The organism is Streptomyces flaveolus (genome assembly GCF_014648815.1).
In the GTDB taxonomy this organism is placed as follows: domain Bacteria; phylum Actinomycetota; class Actinomycetes; order Streptomycetales; family Streptomycetaceae; genus Streptomyces; species Streptomyces flaveolus.
The window spans coordinates 21,183-38,969 of record NZ_BMRV01000017.1; the positions used below are offsets into that span (position 1 = coordinate 21,183).

16 protein-coding genes are annotated in these 17,787 nt (G+C 73.7%); 6 read left to right on the top strand and 10 right to left on the bottom strand.

Going from position 1 to position 17,787, the window contains the following annotated elements:
• Positions 1–7: 7 nt before the first annotated feature.
• Positions 8–955, bottom strand: coding sequence for a helix-turn-helix domain-containing protein (locus IEZ05_RS30570; RefSeq protein ID WP_189233535.1), 948 nt, complete (start codon positions 953–955; stop codon positions 8–10).
• Positions 956–1,046: 91 nt separating this feature from the next.
• Between IEZ05_RS30570 and IEZ05_RS30575 the strand changes: the two genes are divergently transcribed.
• On the top strand, positions 1,047–2,597 hold the full coding sequence (locus IEZ05_RS30575) for an alpha/beta hydrolase (protein ID WP_189233536.1): 1,551 nt from the start codon (positions 1,047–1,049) through the stop codon (positions 2,595–2,597).
• Positions 2,598–2,779: 182 nt separating this feature from the next.
• Complete coding sequence (locus IEZ05_RS30580) at positions 2,780–4,447, top strand: cellulase family glycosylhydrolase (RefSeq protein WP_189233537.1); 1,668 nt, start codon at positions 2,780–2,782, stop codon at positions 4,445–4,447.
• A 67-nt stretch (positions 4,448–4,514) separates the two neighbouring features.
• On the opposite strand, the gene IEZ05_RS36590 is transcribed toward IEZ05_RS30580, so the two are convergent.
• Positions 4,515–5,090 (bottom strand): hypothetical protein, encoded by a 576-nt coding sequence (locus tag IEZ05_RS36590; protein ID WP_229869931.1) that lies wholly within the window; start codon positions 5,088–5,090, stop codon positions 4,515–4,517.
• A gap of 36 nt (positions 5,091–5,126) precedes the next feature.
• Here IEZ05_RS36590 and IEZ05_RS30590 point away from each other — a divergent pair, with 36 nt between their 5' ends.
• Positions 5,127–5,816 (top strand): response regulator transcription factor, encoded by a 690-nt coding sequence (locus IEZ05_RS30590; protein ID WP_189233538.1) that lies wholly within the window; start codon positions 5,127–5,129, stop codon positions 5,814–5,816.
• Positions 5,813–7,120 (top strand): sensor histidine kinase, encoded by a 1,308-nt coding sequence (locus tag IEZ05_RS30595; RefSeq protein ID WP_189233539.1) that lies wholly within the window; start codon positions 5,813–5,815, stop codon positions 7,118–7,120. Before IEZ05_RS30590 ends, IEZ05_RS30595 begins: the two co-directional genes overlap by 4 nt.
• 6 nt (positions 7,121–7,126) lie before the next feature.
• On the opposite strand, the gene IEZ05_RS30600 is transcribed toward IEZ05_RS30595, so the two are convergent.
• Positions 7,127–8,014, bottom strand: a complete 888-nt coding sequence (locus IEZ05_RS30600; RefSeq protein WP_189233540.1) for a CAP domain-containing protein — start codon at positions 8,012–8,014, stop codon at positions 7,127–7,129.
• 249 nt (positions 8,015–8,263) lie between these two features.
• Here IEZ05_RS30600 and IEZ05_RS30605 point away from each other — a divergent pair, with 249 nt between their 5' ends.
• Positions 8,264–8,581, top strand: coding sequence for a hypothetical protein (locus IEZ05_RS30605; protein ID WP_189233541.1), 318 nt, complete (start codon positions 8,264–8,266; stop codon positions 8,579–8,581).
• A gap of 116 nt (positions 8,582–8,697) precedes the next feature.
• The gene (locus tag IEZ05_RS30610; RefSeq protein WP_189233542.1) at positions 8,698–12,072 is read left to right on the top strand and encodes a pyruvate carboxylase; all 3,375 of its coding nucleotides are present in this window, start codon (positions 8,698–8,700) and stop codon (positions 12,070–12,072) included.
• Positions 12,073–12,162: 90 nt separating this feature from the next.
• On the opposite strand, the gene IEZ05_RS30615 is transcribed toward IEZ05_RS30610, so the two are convergent.
• The 7 genes from IEZ05_RS30615 to IEZ05_RS30645 all read right to left on the bottom strand — a co-directional run bounded on the left by IEZ05_RS30615 (position 12,163) and on the right by IEZ05_RS30645 (position 17,724).
• Entirely contained in the window at positions 12,163–12,897 is a 735-nt protein-coding gene (locus IEZ05_RS30615) for a dienelactone hydrolase family protein (RefSeq protein ID WP_189233543.1), read from the bottom strand.
• Positions 12,898–13,221: 324 nt separating this feature from the next.
• Positions 13,222–13,551, bottom strand: a complete 330-nt coding sequence (locus tag IEZ05_RS30620; protein WP_189233544.1) for an antibiotic biosynthesis monooxygenase family protein — start codon at positions 13,549–13,551, stop codon at positions 13,222–13,224.
• A gap of 25 nt (positions 13,552–13,576) precedes the next feature.
• The gene (locus tag IEZ05_RS30625) at positions 13,577–14,386 is read right to left on the bottom strand and encodes an endo alpha-1,4 polygalactosaminidase (protein WP_189233545.1); all 810 of its coding nucleotides are present in this window, start codon (positions 14,384–14,386) and stop codon (positions 13,577–13,579) included.
• Positions 14,383–15,045, bottom strand: coding sequence for a spherulation-specific family 4 protein (locus IEZ05_RS30630; protein ID WP_189233546.1), 663 nt, complete (start codon positions 15,043–15,045; stop codon positions 14,383–14,385). Before IEZ05_RS30630 ends, IEZ05_RS30625 begins: the two co-directional genes overlap by 4 nt.
• Positions 15,042–15,968, bottom strand: coding sequence for an NAD-dependent epimerase/dehydratase family protein (locus IEZ05_RS30635; protein WP_189233547.1), 927 nt, complete (start codon positions 15,966–15,968; stop codon positions 15,042–15,044). Before IEZ05_RS30635 ends, IEZ05_RS30630 begins: the two co-directional genes overlap by 4 nt.
• A 7-nt stretch (positions 15,969–15,975) precedes the next feature.
• Entirely contained in the window at positions 15,976–16,689 is a 714-nt protein-coding gene (locus IEZ05_RS30640; RefSeq protein WP_189233548.1) for a nucleotidyltransferase family protein, read from the bottom strand.
• 33 nt (positions 16,690–16,722) lie between these two features.
• The gene (locus IEZ05_RS30645; protein WP_189233549.1) at positions 16,723–17,724 is read right to left on the bottom strand and encodes an SDR family NAD(P)-dependent oxidoreductase; all 1,002 of its coding nucleotides are present in this window, start codon (positions 17,722–17,724) and stop codon (positions 16,723–16,725) included.
• Positions 17,725–17,787 lie beyond the last annotated feature (63 nt).

Here is a 17,787-nt window from a genome sequence, read left to right on the forward strand (position 1 = left end):
GGCCGGCTCAGGCCGCCGTGGTCGCCGTCTGCGCCTCCAGCGCGGCGAACAGCCAGTCGTGCGCCGCACCGGGCGTCGGCTCCGGCCGGGCGCCCGGCGGGGTGATCACCTCGGCCACCAGCTCCCAGTAGCGGTCGATCCGCGGATCGGCCGCGAGCTGCCGGACCAGCAGACGGCGGAACTCCGGAGTGTCGCGGACGCCGTACGCGCCCGTGTAGGCGCTCACGAAGCAGTCCAGGGCGTCACCCGCGTGCGGGTCCACGCCCCGGCGCAACGGCACACCCGCCAGCTCGTACGCCTCGGCCAGCCCCGCGTACAGCACCGCGGCACCGCGCGCCCCGGCCGCCCGGTGCGCCTCGGGCTGCGGCTGAGCGGTGCCCGGACACGGGGCGAGCGTGAGGGCGTTGAGCCGGGCGAAGGCGAGCACCTGGGCGGGGGCCGGGTCGTCGGGCGGCCGGGGCACCGCCACCTCCAGGAACGCGGCGGTGGAGCGCGCCGGCATCCGCGGCGGCAGCCAGCCGCGCCAGAACCGGACCAGCGGCGCCGTGCTCGGCGGCGCGGCCACCGCGCCGACCAGCCGCAGCCGGTCCGCCCGCTCCCCGGGCGGACACTCCTGCACCAGCCGCAGTGCCGCCTCCCGCCAGCGCAACGCCCTGAGCTCGGAGCCGACTTCGCGCAGCTGTCCGGCGACGGCGTCCTCCAGCACGCCGCCCGCCCCGTCCTCCTCGTCGAGCACGCGGCGTACCTCGGACACCGCCAGCCCGAGGGCACGCAGGGAACGGATCAGACGCAGCCGGCCGAGCGCCTCCGGGCCGTACCGACGGTGCCCGCCGGCGCTGCGGAAGGCCTCCGGCAGCAGACCGCGGTCGGAGTAGAAGCGCACGGTCTTGACGGTGACGCCCGCCCGCTCGGCAAGCTCGCCGATCCCGCACAACCCGTCGCTCGACATGAACACTTGAACCTCCCTCAGGGGGAGTTCCTACCGTACCGGCGAGCGCGGACGGGCGACCGGACCGGTCCGCGCCCTCGCGTACGGAGGAGAGACCATGACCGCCTTCATCCTGGTGCCGGGCATGTTCACCGGCACACACGTGTGGGAGAACACCGCGGCGCGCCTGGCCGCCGCGGGCGCAGAGGCGTACCCGGTGGCCCTCACCGGGCTCGACGGGCCGAGCGGCACCGCGCCGGCCGGCACCGACCTGGAGACACACATCGCGGACGTGCTCGCGGCGATCGACGCGGTCGGCGCGGTCGGCGCGGAGGACGGCGGGCGGATCGTGCTGGTCGGTCACGACTACGGCATCCACCCCGCACTCGGCGCCGCCGACCGGCGGGCGGAGCGGATCGACCGGATCGTGTACCTCGACTCGGCGATGCCGCGCGACGGCGTCCCGGCCCTGGCCGCCGTCCCCGACCAGTCGCTGCGCGAGCGGCTGGCCGAGCGTGCCGGGGCCGGCGGGGGAGCGGGCACCGAGGGCGAACTGCCGCCCCCGGCCCACGACGAATGGCAGCGCTGGGGCAGCACGGCGGGCCTCGCCGACGCCGCGCTGGACCGGCTCACTGCCCTCGCCGCCCCGCAGCCGCTCGGCACCCTGCTCCAGCCGCTCCGGCTGACCGGCGCGGTGGCCGGGGTGCCCACCACCGGCGTGCTGTGCACCGCCAACGGCTCGAGCATCGAGATGGTCCAGATGCTGGTCGGATTCGGTGACCCCGCCCTGCGCGCCCTCGTCGACCCCCGGGTGTCCTTCTTCGAACTCCCCACCGGGCACTGGCCGATGCTGTCCTGCCCGGACGACCTGGCGGACGTCCTGCTGCGGGCCGCCGCCGGCGAGGGACACCGGCTGGATCCCACCGACGCGGCCGAACCGCCTGCCCAGCTGCGGCCGTTCCTGCTGGACGTGCCCGAACTCCCGCGGGAGCGGACGCAGAACGTCGACCTCTACCTGCCCGACGCCGACGACGCCGCCGACGATCCGCGACCGGCGGTGGTGTTCGTGCACGGCGGCCCGGTACCGGCCGACGCCCGGCCGGAGCCGAGGGACTGGCCCACGCTGACCGGGTACGCCAGGTACGCGGCCGGAAACGGCGTGGTGGGCGCGGTCGTCGCCCACCGGCTGCACGACCTCGCCGACTACGAGCGGGCCGCCGCGGACGTGGCCGACGCGGTGGAGCGGATCCGGGCCGACCCCCGGGTGGACGCGGACCGCGTCGCGCTGTGGTTCTTCTCGGGCGGCGGGCTGATCACCGCCGACTGGCTGGGCGCGCCCCCGCCGTGGCTGCGCTGCCTGGCGGCCACCTATCCGGTGCTGGCGCCCCTGCCTAACTGGGGGATGTCCGGCACCCGGTTCCACCCGGTGCGCGCGGTGGCGAAGGCCGGCGACCTGCCCGTGGTCCTCACCCGGGTGGGCCTGGAGATGCCCGAGATCGCCGCCGGTGTCGAGGAGTTCCTGGCCGCGGCCGAGGAGTGCGGGACCGCCGTCGAGGTGGTCGACGTACCGAACGGCCACCACGGCTTCGAGACCCGCGACGTGACCGACGAGTCGCGCGACGCGGTGCGCCGGGCGATGCGCGCGGTGCTGAAGCACCTGCGGCGGTGAAGTACCGTGCCACGGCGCCGCGGACGGGGACGGCCCCGTCCGCGGGACCGTGGCACGTCCCGCGGACGGAGGAACCGGACGGAGCGCGGCACGTCGGCCATCTTGACGTGTACGCGACGTAGTGCGTTTCATGGGAGCGCTCCCATTCGCCGCTCGCTCACCCCTCACGCCCTGGAGTCGCCGTGCGAAGAACAAGAGCCGCCACCCGCAGGAACCCCGTGCCCCGCCTCTGGGCGGCCCTGGCGGCACTGCTCGGCACCGCCGTCGTCGGTGCCCTGTGCCCCGCCGCCGCGCGGGCCGCCCAGCCGCCGGCCCCCGCCGTCGCCGTCGCCGGCCTGCACATCAGCGACGGCCGGCTGCTCGAGGCCGACGGAAGCGACTTCGTCATGCGCGGGGTCAACCACGCCCACACCTGGTACCCGGGCGAGACCCGGTCGCTGGCCGACATCAAGGCGCTCGGCGCCAACACCGTCCGGGTCGTCCTGTCCGACGGCCACCGCTGGAGCGAGAACAGCCCGGCGGACGTGGCAGCCGTCATCGGCCGGTGCAAGGCCAACCGGCTGATCTGCGTCCTGGAGGTGCACGACACCACCGGCTACGGCGAGGACGCGGCGGCCGGCACGCTCGATCACGCGGCCGACTACTGGATCGGCCTGAAGGACGTGCTCGCCGGCGAGGAGGGCCACGTCGTCGTCAACATCGGCAACGAGCCCTGGGGCAACACGAATCCGGCCGGCTGGACCGAGCCCACGATCGCGGCCGTCCAGAAGCTGCGCGCCGCCGGTCTCCAGCACACGATCATGGTGGACGCGCCCAACTGGGGCCAGGACTGGCAAGGCGTCATGCGGGACAACGCCCGGACCGTCCAGGACGCCGACCCCACCGGCAACCTGATCTTCTCCATCCACATGTACAGCGTCTTCGACACCGCCCAGGAGGTCACCGACTACCTGCACACCTTCGCCGACGCCGGACTGCCCCTCCTCATCGGCGAGTTCGGCGGCCCCGCCGACCAGTACGGCGACCCCGACGAGGACACCATGATGGCCACCGCCGAGCAGCTGGGCCTCGGGTACCTCGCCTGGTCCTGGAGCGGCAACACCGACCCGGCCCTCGACCTCACGATCGACTTCGACCCCAGCCGTCTCAGCGCCTGGGGCGAGCGCGTCTTCCACGGCGCCGACGGCATCGCGGAGACCGCGAAGGAGGCCACCGTCTACGACGACGGCGCCCCGGAAGACACCCAGGCCCCCACCGCACCCGGCACCCCGGCCGCGTCCGGGGTGACGGACACGTCGGTCACCCTCGCCTGGACCGCGGCCACCGACGACGTGGGCGTCACCGGCTACGACATCGTCCGTGTCGACGGCGGCACCGAGACGACGGTCGCCACGAGCACCACCGGCCGCGCCACCGTGACCGGCCTCACCCCGGGCACCGCCTACGCCTTCGCCGTCCGCGCCCGCGACGCGGCGGGCAACCGGTCGGCCCGCTCCGCGACAGTGAGTGTCACGACCGGGAAGGGTGCCGGCACCTGCTCGGTCGGTTACCGCGTCGTGGGGGAGTGGCCGGGCGGCTTCCAGGGCGAGATCACCGTCCGCAACACCGGTGCCACGCCCCTCGGCACCTGGACCCTCGCCTTCGCCTTCGCCGACGGCCAGACCATCACGAACATGTGGGGAGGCACCGCCGCGCAGCACGCCGGCGCGGTGAGCGTCGCCCCCGCCTCCTACACCTCCACCGTCCCCGCCGGCGGCTCGGTCACCCTCGGGTTCACCGCCGGGAAGGGCGCCACGAACACCGCCCCGACCGCGTTCAGCCTGAACGGCGCGGCCTGCGCCACCACCTGACCGGGCCCGCCCGCCGGCCGTTCGGACGTCACCCTCCGGACGGCCGGTACCGGGCGCGCAGCGGGCGTCAGAACGAGACCTCGCGCACACTGGCCTGGCTGCGCGGCTCGGTCGTCGCGGTGATCTCCGACCGGTGGCGGCTCGCCGAGAAGGTCACCGTCAGCGTCTCGGCCGCGCTCTGGCTCGTACTCACCGTGAAACCCTGCTCCGGCACCGCCGACACCAGGCACACCCCGCCGCTGCCGAACCGCACGGTCGCCCTGCCGCCCTCCGACGGCACCGTGTAGACGCCCGAACCGCCCTCCTCGCACCCCCGCTCGCCCCCGCCCGCGGGAGGCTGCCGGGTGGTGGCGCGGGCGGTCGGCGTCGTCGGCGCCGGGCTCGGCTCGCGCGGCTTCTCACGGGTACGGGAAGGCGTGGGCCGGGGCTTCTCGCTGGTGGGCGAAGGACCGGGGGAGGAGGGCCTCACGCTCGGCGACGGCGCGGGCCGCGGCGACACCGGGAGCTCCTGCGGCGCCGACTGCGCGACCGGCGCGGTGGGCCGGGTCGAGCCCACCACGAAGTGGATCGTGAGGATGACGGCCGTGATGCTGGCGGCCGTGCAGGACAGCCAGATGATCAGGTAGCGCAGGAGGCGGGACACGACACCATAGTGACGGACCGGCTAACGTGCCTGCCCATGGCCTGTGTACTTGTCGTCGAGGACGACCCCGTGATCCGGGCCGCGCTGATCGAGGTCCTGACCGGACACGGCTACGCGGTCAAGACCGCTCACCAGGGTTTCGAGGCGCTGCGTGAGATCACCCAGAGCCCGCCGGACATCGTGGTGCTCGATCTGGGACTGCCCGATCTCGACGGGCTCGACGTGCTCCGCATGATCCGGGGCATCTCCCGCCTTCCGGTGCTGGTCGCGACCGCGCGGGACGACGAGACGGAGATCATCCGGCTGCTCAACGCCGGTGCCGACGACTACCTGGTCAAGCCGTTCTCGGGCGGTCAGCTCGCGGCCCGCCTCGCCGCCGTGCTGCGCCGGTCCGCGCCCGCCGACACCCGCGCCGCGCAGCCGCCGGTCCTGCGGGTCGCCGACCTGCGCATCGACCCCACCGCCCGCACCGCCCACCTGGCCGATCGCGAACTGGCCCTGACTCGCCGCGAGTTCGACCTGCTCGCCTATCTGGCCGCCCACGCCGACCAGGTCATATCGAGGCAGCGGATCCTCACCGAGGTGTGGCAGCAGCCGTATCTGGAGGACCAGACGGTCGACGTCCACCTCTCCGCACTCCGCCGCAAAATGGGCGAGAAGGCGCGCAAGCCCCGCTACCTGCAGACCGTGCGCGGCATCGGCATCAAGCTGGTCAGCTCACCATGAGACGCGCCCTCGCCGGGATCGCCCTCGCCGTCACCTCGATGGTGGCCCTGTCGTTCCTCGTCCCGCTCGCCCTCCTCGTCCGCGAGCAGGCCCGCGACCGCGTCACCACGGCCGCCGAGCAGCGGGCCGCCGCCCTCTCCCCGGTGCTCGCCCTCACCACCCGGCGCTCCGACGTGCAGCAGGCCGTCACCGAGCTGGACTCCTCCGACCAGCTGGTGGTGCGGCTGCCCGACGGCGGTTTCGTCGGCACCCCGCACGCGCCCGAGGCCGCGCTCGACCGGGCCGTGCGCGGCCGCGAGACGCTCGCCGTGGACACCGCCGACGGCTGGGTCTACCTCCAGCCCGTCGTCCTGCGCGGCGACCGGGTCGCCGTCGTGGAGGCCCACGTACCGGCGGCGGACCTCACCCGTGGGGTGGCCGCCTCGTGGGGCGTGATGGCACTGCTCGCGCTCGGTCTGGTCGGCGGCTCGGTGCTGGTCGCCGACCGGCTCGGCGCCCGCGTCGTCCGGTCCTCCCGGAGCCTGAAGCGCGCCTCGCTGGCCCTCGGCTCCGGCGACCTCGACGTACGCGTGGAACCGGACGGTCCGCCCGAGCTCCAGGAGGCCGGCGTGGCGTTCAACACCATGGCCGACCGGGTCGTCGACCTGCTCGCCGTCGAACGCGAACTGGTCGCCGACCTCTCCCACCGGCTGCGCACCCCGCTGACCGCCCTCTATCTGGAGGCCGACCGGATGGGCGCGACGCCGAGCGCCCGCCGGGTCACCGAGGCGGCCGGCCAGCTGGAGAGCGAACTCGACTCGATCATCGCCGCCGCCCGTACGCCGCTGGCCGCCGCGCAGCCCGGCGGGGGCACCGGGACGGCGAAGCCGTGCGACGCGGCCGAGGTGGTCGCCATGCGCCTGGACTTCTGGTCGGTCCTCGCCACCCAGCAGGGCCGCCCCTACGAGCGTTCCCTCACCCCGCGCCCCACGCCGGTCGCCTTCCCCGAGGACGACCTGGCGGCGGTCGTCGACGCCCTGATCGGCAACGTCTTCCGGCACACCCCCGAGGGCACCGGCTTCGCCGTCCGCGTGGAACGGGCCGACCCGTACGTGGTCCTCACCGTGGACGACGCCGGTCCGGGCGTCGCGGATCCCGAGGCCGCGCTCACCCGGGGCGTCAGCGTCGGCGGTTCCACCGGACTGGGCCTGGACATCGTGGCCCGGGCGGCCCGCGCGGCCGACGGCGAGCTGACGATCACGCGCGCACCGCTGGGCGGCGCCAGGGTGCGGGTGTCGTTCGTGCTCGCCGACGGGGGACGCTGACCGGCGTCAGCGGCTCGCGCCGAAGTCCTGCGTCCACCAGGGACCGCCGTCGCCGAAGTGCACGCCGACGCCCAGTTCCTTGAAGGAGCAGTTGAGGATGTTCGCCCGGTGCCCGGGACTGTTCATCCAGGACTCCATCACCGAGGCGGCGTCGGACTGCCCGCGGGCTATGTTCTCGCCCAGCGTCGACCACTCGTAGCCGGCGGCCTCGACGCGGCTCGTCATGGTGGAGCCGTCCGGACCCGTGTGGGACATCACTCCGCTCGCGGCCATGACGTCGCTGTAGTCGTCGGCGGCCCGGGTCAGCCGGTCGTTCGCCGTGACCGGCGAGCAGCCGGCCGAGGCCCGCTCCTTGTTGACGAGCGCGAGGACCTGCGCCTCGGCCCCGCTCGCCCCGCCGGAACCCGAACCCACTGCCGAACCCGAACCCGAACCCGATCCGGAGCCGGAGTCCGACCCGCTGCCGGAACCCGTGCCGCCGCCACCCGCCGCGGACCGGTCCGAGCCGCTCTTCACTGTTGTCCTCGCGGGAGCCGTGGACGCGGGCCGGGTCTTCTTCACCTGCCCGGCGGACGGGCTCGCCGTCCTCGACGGAGAGGCGCTGGGCTTCGCGCTCACCCGGGGCGAGGCGCTCGCCGAGACACTCGGGCTCGCCGACGGAGATACCGGCGCCGCCGCACCTCCCGCCACCACCTCCGCGTTCGGGCCCTCACCGGCGGCACTCGTCGTGACCCGGTCGGCGGGAGCGCCGTCCTCGCCGCCGGAGACGGCCAGCGTGATGCCGACGCCCGCCGTGACGGCGACGCCGAGCACCAGCACGGTGCCGCGCGTCCTCAGTCCGCGGTGGGGGCGGGCGTGGGAACGGGACGGTCGAGCGGCTCGGCGGGAACCCATGCAGGACACCTCGGTCTGTCGGTCGGCTGGCTCGGCCCCGGACCCGGTGGACGCGATCGCGCCCACCGGGACTGTGGGGGGTGTCCGAGAGCCTAGGACCCGCTCGGTGCGGAAACGGCTGTTCGAAGGTCATCTTCAAGAAGCCTTAAGACAGCCGCCAAAGTGCGCTGAGGAATGCGTCGGCGCCGCCCCCGGCGGGGTCCCTGGGCGGTTTCGGGGTAGGCGGAGGGGATCCGAAGGAGGAGTGCCATGACGACGTACGTCATCTCGGTGCCGGGAACGTTCACCGGCGCGGTCCCGGACGCCACCAAGGACGAGCTCGCCCGCGCACTGCGCCCCGCCGACCCGCACCGCACCCAGCTGGGGGACGAGGAGGACCTCGACGCCCTCTCGGTCAACGACGACGGCACCTTCACCATCCGACTCACCGTCGAGGCGGACACCGCCGCCCACGCGGAGGGCCGCGCCCGGGAGGTCGCGGGATCCGCCCTGCGCGCGGCCGGCCTGGACGGGAGCAGTGCGCCGCTCGGTCCCTCGGCGGTGACCGGCATCGACTCCGACGTCTGACCCGAGCGCGACGGCACACGGCCGGGGCCGGGCCGTGAGTGGCCCGGCTCACATGGCGTACCGGAGGCGGCGCCGACACCATGGTCTCGTCACCCGGCAGGCTGAAGGGATCAAGAATGTTCCGCAAGGTGCTGGTCGCCAACCGCGGTGAGATCGCGATCCGCGCGTTCCGTGCGGGCTACGAGCTCGGCGCGCGCACGGTCGCCGTCTTCCCGCACGAGGACCGCAACTCGCTGCACCGGCTGAAGGCCGACGAGGCCTACGAGATCGGGGAGCCGGGGCACCCGGTGCGCGCGTACCTCTCCGTCGAGGAGATCGTCCGCGCGGCCCGCCGTGCGGGAGCCGACGCCGTCTACCCGGGCTACGGATTCCTCTCCGAGAACCCGGAACTGGCCCGCGCCTGCGAAGAGGCCGGCATCACGTTCGTCGGACCGAGCGCGCAGATCCTCGAACTGACCGGCAACAAGGCCCGCGCCGTGGCCGCCGCCCGCGAGGCCGGCGTGCCCGTCCTGGGATCCTCCGCCCCCTCCACCGACGTCGACGAACTCGTCCGCGCCGCCGACGACATCGGCTTCCCCGTGTTCGTCAAGGCCGTCGCGGGCGGCGGCGGACGCGGCATGCGCCGGGTCGAGGAACCCGCGCAGCTGCGCGAGGCCATCGAGGCGGCCTCCCGCGAGGCCGCGTCCGCGTTCGGCGACTCCACGGTCTTCCTGGAGAAGGCGGTCGTCGAACCCCGTCACATCGAGGTGCAGATCCTCGCCGACGGACAGGGCGGGGTCATCCACCTCTTCGAGCGGGACTGCTCGGTGCAGCGCCGCCACCAGAAGGTGATCGAGCTGGCGCCCGCCCCCAACCTCGACCCGCAGCTGCGCGAGCGGATCTGCGCCGACGCCGTGAACTTCGCCCGGAAGATCGGCTACCGCAACGCCGGCACCGTGGAGTTCCTCGTCGACCGCGACGGCAACCACGTCTTCATCGAGATGAACCCGCGCATCCAGGTCGAGCACACGGTCACCGAGGAGGTCACCGACGTCGACCTCGTGCAGTCCCAGCTGCGCATCGCCGCCGGCGAGACCCTGGCCGACCTCGGACTCGCCCAGGAGAACATCACCCTGCGCGGCGCGGCCCTCCAGTGCCGCATCACCACCGAGGACCCGGCCAACGGCTTCCGCCCGGACACCGGCACCATCAGCGCCTACCGTTCCCCCGGCGGCTCGGGTATCCGCCTCGACGGCGGCACCACCCACGCCGGTACGGAGATCAGCGCGCACTTCGACTCGATGCTGGTCAAGCTCTCCTGCCGGGGCCGCGACTTCGCCACCGCCGTGAACCGCGCCCGGCGTGCCGTGGCCGAGTTCCGCATCCGCGGTGTCGCCACCAACATCCCGTTCCTCCAGGCGGTGCTGGACGACCCGGATTTCCAGGCCGGGCAGGTCACCACGTCGTTCATCGAGCAGCGCCCGCACCTGCTCACCGCCCGGCACTCCGCGGACCGCGGCACGAAGCTGCTGACCTACCTCGCCGACGTCACGGTGAACAAGCCGCACGGCGAACGCCCCGAACTGGCCGATCCGCTGACCAAGCTGCCGCCGCTGCCCGCCGGTGAACCCCCGGCCGGTTCCCGGCAGCGGCTCGCCGAGCTCGGCCCCGAGGGCTTCGCCCGCTGGCTGCGCGAGTCACCCTCCATCGGCGTCACCGACACCACGTTCCGCGACGCCCACCAGTCGCTGCTCGCCACCCGAGTGCGTACCAAGGACATGCTCGCCGTCGCCCCCGTGGTCGCCCGCACCCTGCCCGGGCTGCTGTCCCTGGAGTGCTGGGGCGGCGCCACCTACGACGTCGCGCTGCGCTTCCTCGCCGAGGACCCGTGGGAGCGGCTGGCCGCCCTGCGCGAGGCCGTGCCCAACATCTGCCTCCAGATGCTGCTGCGCGGCCGCAACACCGTGGGCTACACCCCGTACCCGACCGAGGTCACCGACGCCTTCGTGCAGGAGGCCGCGGCCACCGGCATCGACGTCTTCCGCATCTTCGACGCCCTCAACGACGTCGACCAGATGCGCCCGGCCATCGACGCCGTACGCGAGACCGGCACGTCGATCGCGGAGGTGGCCCTGTGCTACACCGCCGACCTGTCCGACCCGTCGGAGCGGCTCTACACCCTCGACTACTACCTGCGGCTCGCCGAGAAGATCGTGAACGCGGGCGCCCACGTGCTGGCCGTCAAGGACATGGCCGGTCTGCTGCGCGCCCCGGCCGCCGCGACCCTCGTCTCCGCGCTGCGCCGCGAGTTCGACCTGCCGGTGCACCTGCACACCCACGACACCACCGGCGGCCAGCTGGCCACCTACCTCGCCGCGGTCCAGGCCGGCGCGGACGCGGTCGACGGCGCGGTGGCGTCCATGGCGGGCACCACCTCGCAGCCGTCGCTGTCGGCGATCGTCGCGGCCACCGACCACACCGAGCGGCCCACCGGCCTCGACCTCCAGGCCGTCGGCGACCTGGAGCCGTACTGGGAGAGCGTCCGCAAGGTGTACGCGCCCTTCGAGGCGGGCCTCGCCTCGCCGACCGGTCGCGTCTACCACCACGAGATCCCCGGCGGCCAGCTCTCCAACCTGCGCACCCAGGCCATCGCGCTGGGCCTCGGCGACCGCTTCGAGGACATCGAGGCGATGTATGCCGCCGCCGACCGCATGCTGGGCCGCCTGGTGAAGGTCACGCCCTCCTCCAAGGTGGTCGGCGACCTGGCCCTCCACCTGGTGGGCGCCGGTGTCTCCCCGGCGGACTTCGAGGCGGACCCCGACCGGTTCGACATCCCCGACTCCGTCATCGGCTTCCTGCGCGGCGAGCTGGGCACCCCGCCCGGTGGCTGGCCCGAGCCGTTCCGCAGCAAGGCCCTGCGGGGCCGCGCCGAGGCCAAGCCGGTGGCGGAGCTGAGCGCCGACGACCGCACCGGGCTGGCCAAGGACCGCAGGGCCACGCTCAACCGGCTGCTGTTCCCCGGCCCGGCGCGCGAGTTCGACACCCACCGCGGCACCTACGGCGACACCAGCGTCCTGGACAGCAAGGACTTCTTCTACGGGCTGCGCCCGGGCAAGGAGTACACGGTCGACCTCGACCCCGGTGTGCGGCTGCTCATCGAGCTCCAGGCGGTCGGTGACGCCGACGAACGCGGCATGCGCACCGTGATGTCCACGCTCAACGGCCAGCTGCGGCCCATCCAGGTCCGCGACCGCAAGGCGGCCTCCGACGTCCCGGTCACCGAGAAGGCCGACCGGGCCAACCCCGGCCATGTCGCGGCGCCGTTCGCCGGCGTGGTGACCCTCGCCGTCGCCGAGGGCGACGCGGTGGAGGCCGGGGCCACCGTGGCCACCATCGAGGCGATGAAGATGGAGGCCACCATCACCGCACCCAAGTCCGGCACGGTCGGCAGGCTCGCCATCAACCGCATCCAGCAGGTGGAGGGCGGCGACCTCCTCGTCGAGCTGAGCTGAGCCGAGCCGACGCGACGGCGGTGGCGCCCAGGACCGGCTCTGGTCCGGGCGCCACCGCCGCGTTTTCCTCGTGGTCTTTGGGCCGGAGTCTCAGTCGTCGGCCAGGGCGCCGGCGAGGAGGGGCAGCAGGCGCTCCCAGTGCAGCCGCAGGGCGGCGGGGTCGAAGGCGTCGGTGTCGGCCATGGTGAAGCCGTGGGCGGTGCCGGGGTAGATCTCGGAGGTGTGGTCGACCTTCGCGGCGTCCAGGGCCTGGTTGAGCTCGCGCAGCGCCTCGGGCGTCAGGTCGGTCTCGGCGTGGCCGAAGTGGACCCGGGCGGTGATCCCGGCGAGAGCGTCGGGCCCGTCCGCGCCCACGGGACCGTGGAACGCGGCGACGGCGGCCACCCGGCCGGGGTGGGCCGCGGCGGTGCGTGTCGCCAGGAGGCCCCCGATGCAGTAGCCGGTCACCGCGACCGGTCCGGCGCCGACCTCGGGCCGGGCGGTGAGAAACCCGAGGTAGGCGTCGGCGTCCCGCAGGACACGGTCGGCGGTGTGCGCCTCGATCAGGGGCATCAGCCGGGCGAATACCGCGGTCCGGGCCTCTTCCCCGATGTACTCGGGAAGCTCGATCACCGGCGCCGGGCCGTGCCGGTAGAAGACGTTGGGGACGAGTACGTAGTACCCGTGCCCGGCCAGCTCGCGGGCCATCTCCCGCAGCACGGGCCGGATGCCGAAGCCGTCCGGGTACATCAGCACCCCTGGGTGCCGCTCGCCATGCTCGGGGAAGGCGGCGAAGGCATCGGCCTGGCCGTCCGGGGTGGGGATCTGCAGTGTCTTGATGGGCATGAGTACTCCAGTCGTGGTCGATGTGCCGAGCCTCGGATCAACACGACGGAGGCGGAGCCCGCGCAGCAGCGCGGGATCCACGGTCGAACAGCGGGACCGTGCCGGCCCGTACGGCGCTCAGAAGAGCACCGGGTCACCGATCCGTGAGTGGCGCGATGCCGTCCCGGTAGTCATGTCTGCAACATAGCCGACCGAACGACGCCGCCGCCAACACCTCTGAATCACAGTGAGGTTGACGAAGGAGACGGGCGCGGGGGAAGGAGACGGGCGCGGGGCGGGCCGGCGGCCGACGTCGTCGAGCGCCGAGCCCGCCCCTTTCGAGGGCTACTCGCCCTTGGGAGCCGCCTGCTGCACCACCTCGAACGACCAGAGCGTGGATCCGCTCGCCGCCGGCTTGGGACGCTCGCCGCCCTGCGCGCCGCCGCCCTGGTGCGCGGTCTTCATGGGGCCCTCCATCCAGGCCTGGAAGGACTCCTCGTCGCGCCACCGCGTGTAGACGAGGTAGGTGTCGGTGCCCTCGACGGGGCGCAGAAGCTCGAACCACTCGAAGCCGTCGGAGTTCTCCACCGCGTGGGCCCGCGAGGCGAAGCGCTTCTCCAGCGTCTCGCGCTGCTCGGCCGGCACGGTCAGTACGTTGATCTTGACTACGCTCATGGCCCCATCCTGCCGTACCCCGCGGTCAACAGGCCCGGCGCCAGACCCCGAGCTCCGGTTTCTTCAGCATCGAGGACAGTCCCAGCCGGCGCGACTGCGGGCAGAAACGGCCGGTCGGCTCGGCGTACTCGACGTGGAAGACCGCCTTGCCGGCCTCGACGAACGGCGTGAGCCGCTCGCACTCGCCGTACTGCGCGCACTCCTCGTTGACCGCGAAGTCGAAGTCGTCCACCAGCTGCGGGATCTGCGGCAGGTCGTTCTTGAGACCCACGGACAGGCCGCGCTCGTGGGCGATCTCCGCGATCATGCGGTTGTACGTCAGCTGGTCCCGCGCGGTGAGCGGGAAGCCGGTCTCGTTGCCGAAGCCCTCCACCAGATCGGGCTCCACCGCGTCGAACCCCTTGTCCCGGCACATGTCGAACCGCCGCTCCATGATCGGCCGCAGCACGGAGACGCGGCGGATGTCGAGCCACCGCTCGCCCTGCCAGCCGTTGGGCGCGCCCAGCACCGCCCGGGGGAAGTCGTCCTTGTCCGGGCGGAAGCTCTCCCAGGCGCCCACGTTGACGTAGCAGATGACCTTGCGGCCGGCGCGGTGGAGCCGGGCCACGTCCGCCGCGCTGTTCTCGAAGCCGTCGATGTCGTAGACCGGGACGTCGGCCGACGGATCCACCCTGCCGTCGAGTTGCCACTGCCAGGCCAGCCCGGGGCGCGGCTGCCACAGCTCCCGGCGGGGCGTGGGCTCCGGCCCGCGGTCCTCACCGCCCCCGCCTCCCGAACAGCCGGTCACCACCGCCAGGAGCAGCGCGGTCACCAGGGCGGCCGGCCCCCTTCTCATCGCCGCGCCCCCGTCAGGACGGGCGTCAGGCGGGCCCACGGGTTGGGTGGCTCTCCCGGCACGGGCCCGCTGACCGCCGCGCCCCGCTCGCGGGCCGTGCGCACGGCGAGCGGGGCGAGGGCCTCGGGCACGCCGTACACCAGGTGGCAGAACCGCTCGGGCGGGTGCCGACGCGTCCAGTCGGGCCGGCTGAACGCCGAGACATAGGTGGACCAGTGCCCCTCGAAGGTGACGACCAGGTCGGCGAGCCGGGCGTAGCCGGGCGCCGGGTGGACGCCCGGGTTCAGCACGACGCACGTGGTGCCCTGCCGCCGCAGGACGCGCACCAGCGCCTTGTGGGCGGACAGCTCACTCCTGGCCGCACTCACCCGGTCCAGGAAGCACCCGTCGGCCGCGTACCACTCCCGGTGCCGCCGGGCGTCCTCGACGACGTCGGCCGCGGGCCGGGTGCCGTAGTCCGTGTCGACGTAGCCGAGCAGACGCGCGCCCGCCGCGCGCAGCGCCCCGGCCACCGCGGTGAACGCCGGATCGGGTGACTCGCCCGGCCCGTTCGCGGGGTTGAGGACGACTCCGTACGTGCGGTCGGCCGACGTGATCAGCCGGTGCCAGGCGCCCGGGTCCTCGGCGGGGTGGACGTACAGCGGGATCAGCAGGCTCACGACGGGACGTCACTTTCGGAGCGGGAGGACGGTGACGGCGCGCCGGCCGACCACAGTGCGGACAGGGACTCGCGGAGCGTGTACGACGGCTCCCAGGCGAGCGCGGCCCGCGCGGCGGAGATGTCGGAGCACTGCCAGGACACCTCCCCGGAACGGACCGACCCGGCGCCCCGCTCCTCGATCCGGCCCCGGAAGCCGGCGGTCTCGGCCAGCGTCCGTACCAGGTCGCGCACCGGCACCGCGTCCCCGCCACCGACGTTGAGCACCCCGGGCAACGGGCCGGGCACGGTCACCGCCCGCTCGACCGCCCCCGCGACGTCGCGGACGTCGACGAAGTCCCGGTACGCCGACAGGTCGCCGAGCCGGAGCACCGCGTCCGGGTCCGTGCCCGCCTCGCGCAGCAGGGCGGTGACCCGGCCGGGCAGTCCGGCGGGCGGGGCGCCGGGCCCCACCGGGTTGCCGACCCGCAGGACCACCGCGTCCAGACCGGACGTGCCGACCGTGACCGTCCCGGCCAGCTTGGTGGCGCCGTAGGCGGTGAGGGGACGGGTGGGCGCCGACTCCGCCACCTTGCCGTGCGGCGCGCCCGGCCCGTACTCGGCGGCCGAACCGAGGTGGACCAGGCGGGCCGCGGGGCGCACCCGGCGCAGCGCCGCGCACAGGGCGGCGGGGCCGCGGGCGTTGAGCTCGGCGAGCGTCACCGCGTCGCCGCCCGTGGCGCCCGCGCAGTTGACGACGGCGTCGGGAGCCGCCGACGCCAGCGTCTCGGCGAGCCGGTCGACCGGGTCCGCGGCGAGGTCGACCGGCACGTCGGCGCCGGGTGAGCGGCCGGCGCCGAGGACCCGCGTGCCCGGCAGGGCACGGAGCCGCTCGGCGACATGGGCGCCCAGATAGCCGGTGAAGCCCACAACGAGGATGCGCATGCGGTGCTCAGGCTCCCTTGAGAAGCAGGGACTTGCGGCTGGTGAACTCCGCGTTCGCCCGGTCGTAGTCGTCCGGACGGCCGATGTCGAGCCAGTAGCCGTCGAACTCGTAGGCGTGCGGCGGGTCGCCGGCCCGCAGCAGGTCCAGCACCAACTCGTCGAATCCGAGCGGCAGTCCGGCGGTGTAGCCGTCGAGGGTCGCCCGGGACAGCCCGTACACGCCCATGGAGACGCGGTAGTCCATGCTGGGCTTCTCGGTGAACGCGACGACCCTGCTGGCGTCGGTGGTCAGCACCCCGAAGTCGATGTTCACCTTGCGGGCGTACGTGGCGATCGTCAGCGGGGCACCGGAGCCGCTGTGCCGGCGCAGGACGTCGGCGTAGTCGAGATCGGTGAGGATGTCGCCGTTCATCACCAGGAAGTGCTCCGGCAGCCGCTCGCGCATCGTCAGCAGCGGCCCCATCGTGCCCAGCGGGCTCTCCTCCGTGGAGTAGTCCACGGTCAGGCCCCACTGGGAGCCGTCGCCGACATAGGCGCGGATGATCTCACCGAGGTGGCCTATGGCGATGGTGCAGCCGGTGAACCCGGCCGACGCGAGCTGGCGCAGGACGATCTCGAGGATCGCGTGCTGGTCGCCGATGGGCACGAGCGGCTTGGGCAGCGCGGTGGTGTAGGGCCGCAGCCGGACGCCCTTGCCTCCGGCCAGGATCACTGCGTGCATGAGGTTCCCCCTCGGTCAACGTGCCGGTCGTGGTCAGATGTTGTAGATGCCGGTCTTGTAGCGGGCCAGGTTGCCCGGGTCGCGGAAGAACTCCACCGTGTGCGCGAGACCCTGCTCCAGGTCGTGCGCCGGCGCCCAGCCGGTCGCCTCCCGCAGCCGGGTCGCGTCCGCGACCAGCCGCATCACCTCGGAGTTCGCGGGCCGCAGCCGCTGGGCGTCCTCCCGCACGTCGAGCGCGCTGTCCATCACCTTGCCGATCAGCGCCACCAGGTCGCCGACGGAGATCTCCCCGCCGGTACCGGCGTTGAAGGTCCGGCCGACGACCCGCTCGGCGGGCGCGGTGCCCACCGCGACGAACGCCTGCGCGGTGTCCTTGACGAAGGTGAAGTCCCGGGTGGGACGGAGGTCCCCGAGGGTGATGGTCCGCTCCCCGGCCGCCACCTGGCCGATGACGGTGGGGATCACCGCTCGCATGGACTGCCGGGGACCGTAGGTGTTGAAGGGCCGCAGCGTCACCACCGGGGTGTCGAAGCTGGCGTGGTAGCTGTCGGCCAGCCGGTCCCCGCCCGCCTTCGAAGCGGCGTACGGCGACTGGGTGTTGATCGGGTGCTCCTCCGTGATCGGCACGGTCTGCGCGGTGCCGTACGTCTCGCTGGTGGAGGTGTGCACCAGCCGGGGCGTGCCCTGGGCGCGTACCGCCTCCAGCACGTTCAGGGTGCCGGTGACATTGGTGTCCACGTAACTGTGCGGCGCCCGGTAGGAGTACGGGATCGCGATGAGGGCGGCCAGGTGGTACACGCAGTCGGCGCCCTCCACCAGGTGCCGGACGGAGCCGGGGTCCCGGACGTCGCCGAGGACGATCTCGACCTGGTCGAGGACGTCGGGGGAGAGGGTCTCCAGCCAGCCGTAGGAGGAGAAGGAGTTGTACTGCGCCATGGCCCTCACCCGGTGCCCGGAGGCGACGAGTGCCTCGGTGAGGTGGGAGCCGATGAATCCCTCGGCTCCGGTGACGGCGGCGAGCGGTGTGGAGGTCACGCGGGGTCCTTCCGGTCGGTGGATGGGTCGGTGGCGAGGCGGGACGACGAGCCCCGGGGACAC

Coding starts and splice junctions, on each gene's coding strand:
- IEZ05_RS30610 (WP_189233542.1), top strand. CDS start 8,698: ATGTTCCGCAAGGTGCTGGTCGCCAACCGCGGTGAGATCGCGATCCGC.
- IEZ05_RS30640 (WP_189233548.1), bottom strand. CDS start 16,689: ATGCACGCAGTGATCCTGGCCGGAGGCAAGGGCGTCCGGCTGCGGCCC.
- IEZ05_RS30625 (WP_189233545.1), bottom strand. CDS start 14,386: ATGAGAAGGGGGCCGGCCGCCCTGGTGACCGCGCTGCTCCTGGCGGTG.
- IEZ05_RS30595 (WP_189233539.1), top strand. CDS start 5,813: ATGAGACGCGCCCTCGCCGGGATCGCCCTCGCCGTCACCTCGATGGTG.
- IEZ05_RS30635 (WP_189233547.1), bottom strand. CDS start 15,968: ATGCGCATCCTCGTTGTGGGCTTCACCGGCTATCTGGGCGCCCATGTC.
- IEZ05_RS30615 (WP_189233543.1), bottom strand. CDS start 12,897: ATGCCCATCAAGACACTGCAGATCCCCACCCCGGACGGCCAGGCCGAT.
- IEZ05_RS30575 (WP_189233536.1), top strand. CDS start 1,047: ATGACCGCCTTCATCCTGGTGCCGGGCATGTTCACCGGCACACACGTG.
- IEZ05_RS30620 (WP_189233544.1), bottom strand. CDS start 13,551: ATGAGCGTAGTCAAGATCAACGTACTGACCGTGCCGGCCGAGCAGCGC.
- IEZ05_RS30600 (WP_189233540.1), bottom strand. CDS start 8,014: ATGGGTTCCCGCCGAGCCGCTCGACCGTCCCGTTCCCACGCCCGCCCC.
- IEZ05_RS30605 (WP_189233541.1), top strand. CDS start 8,264: ATGACGACGTACGTCATCTCGGTGCCGGGAACGTTCACCGGCGCGGTC.
- IEZ05_RS30590 (WP_189233538.1), top strand. CDS start 5,127: ATGGCCTGTGTACTTGTCGTCGAGGACGACCCCGTGATCCGGGCCGCG.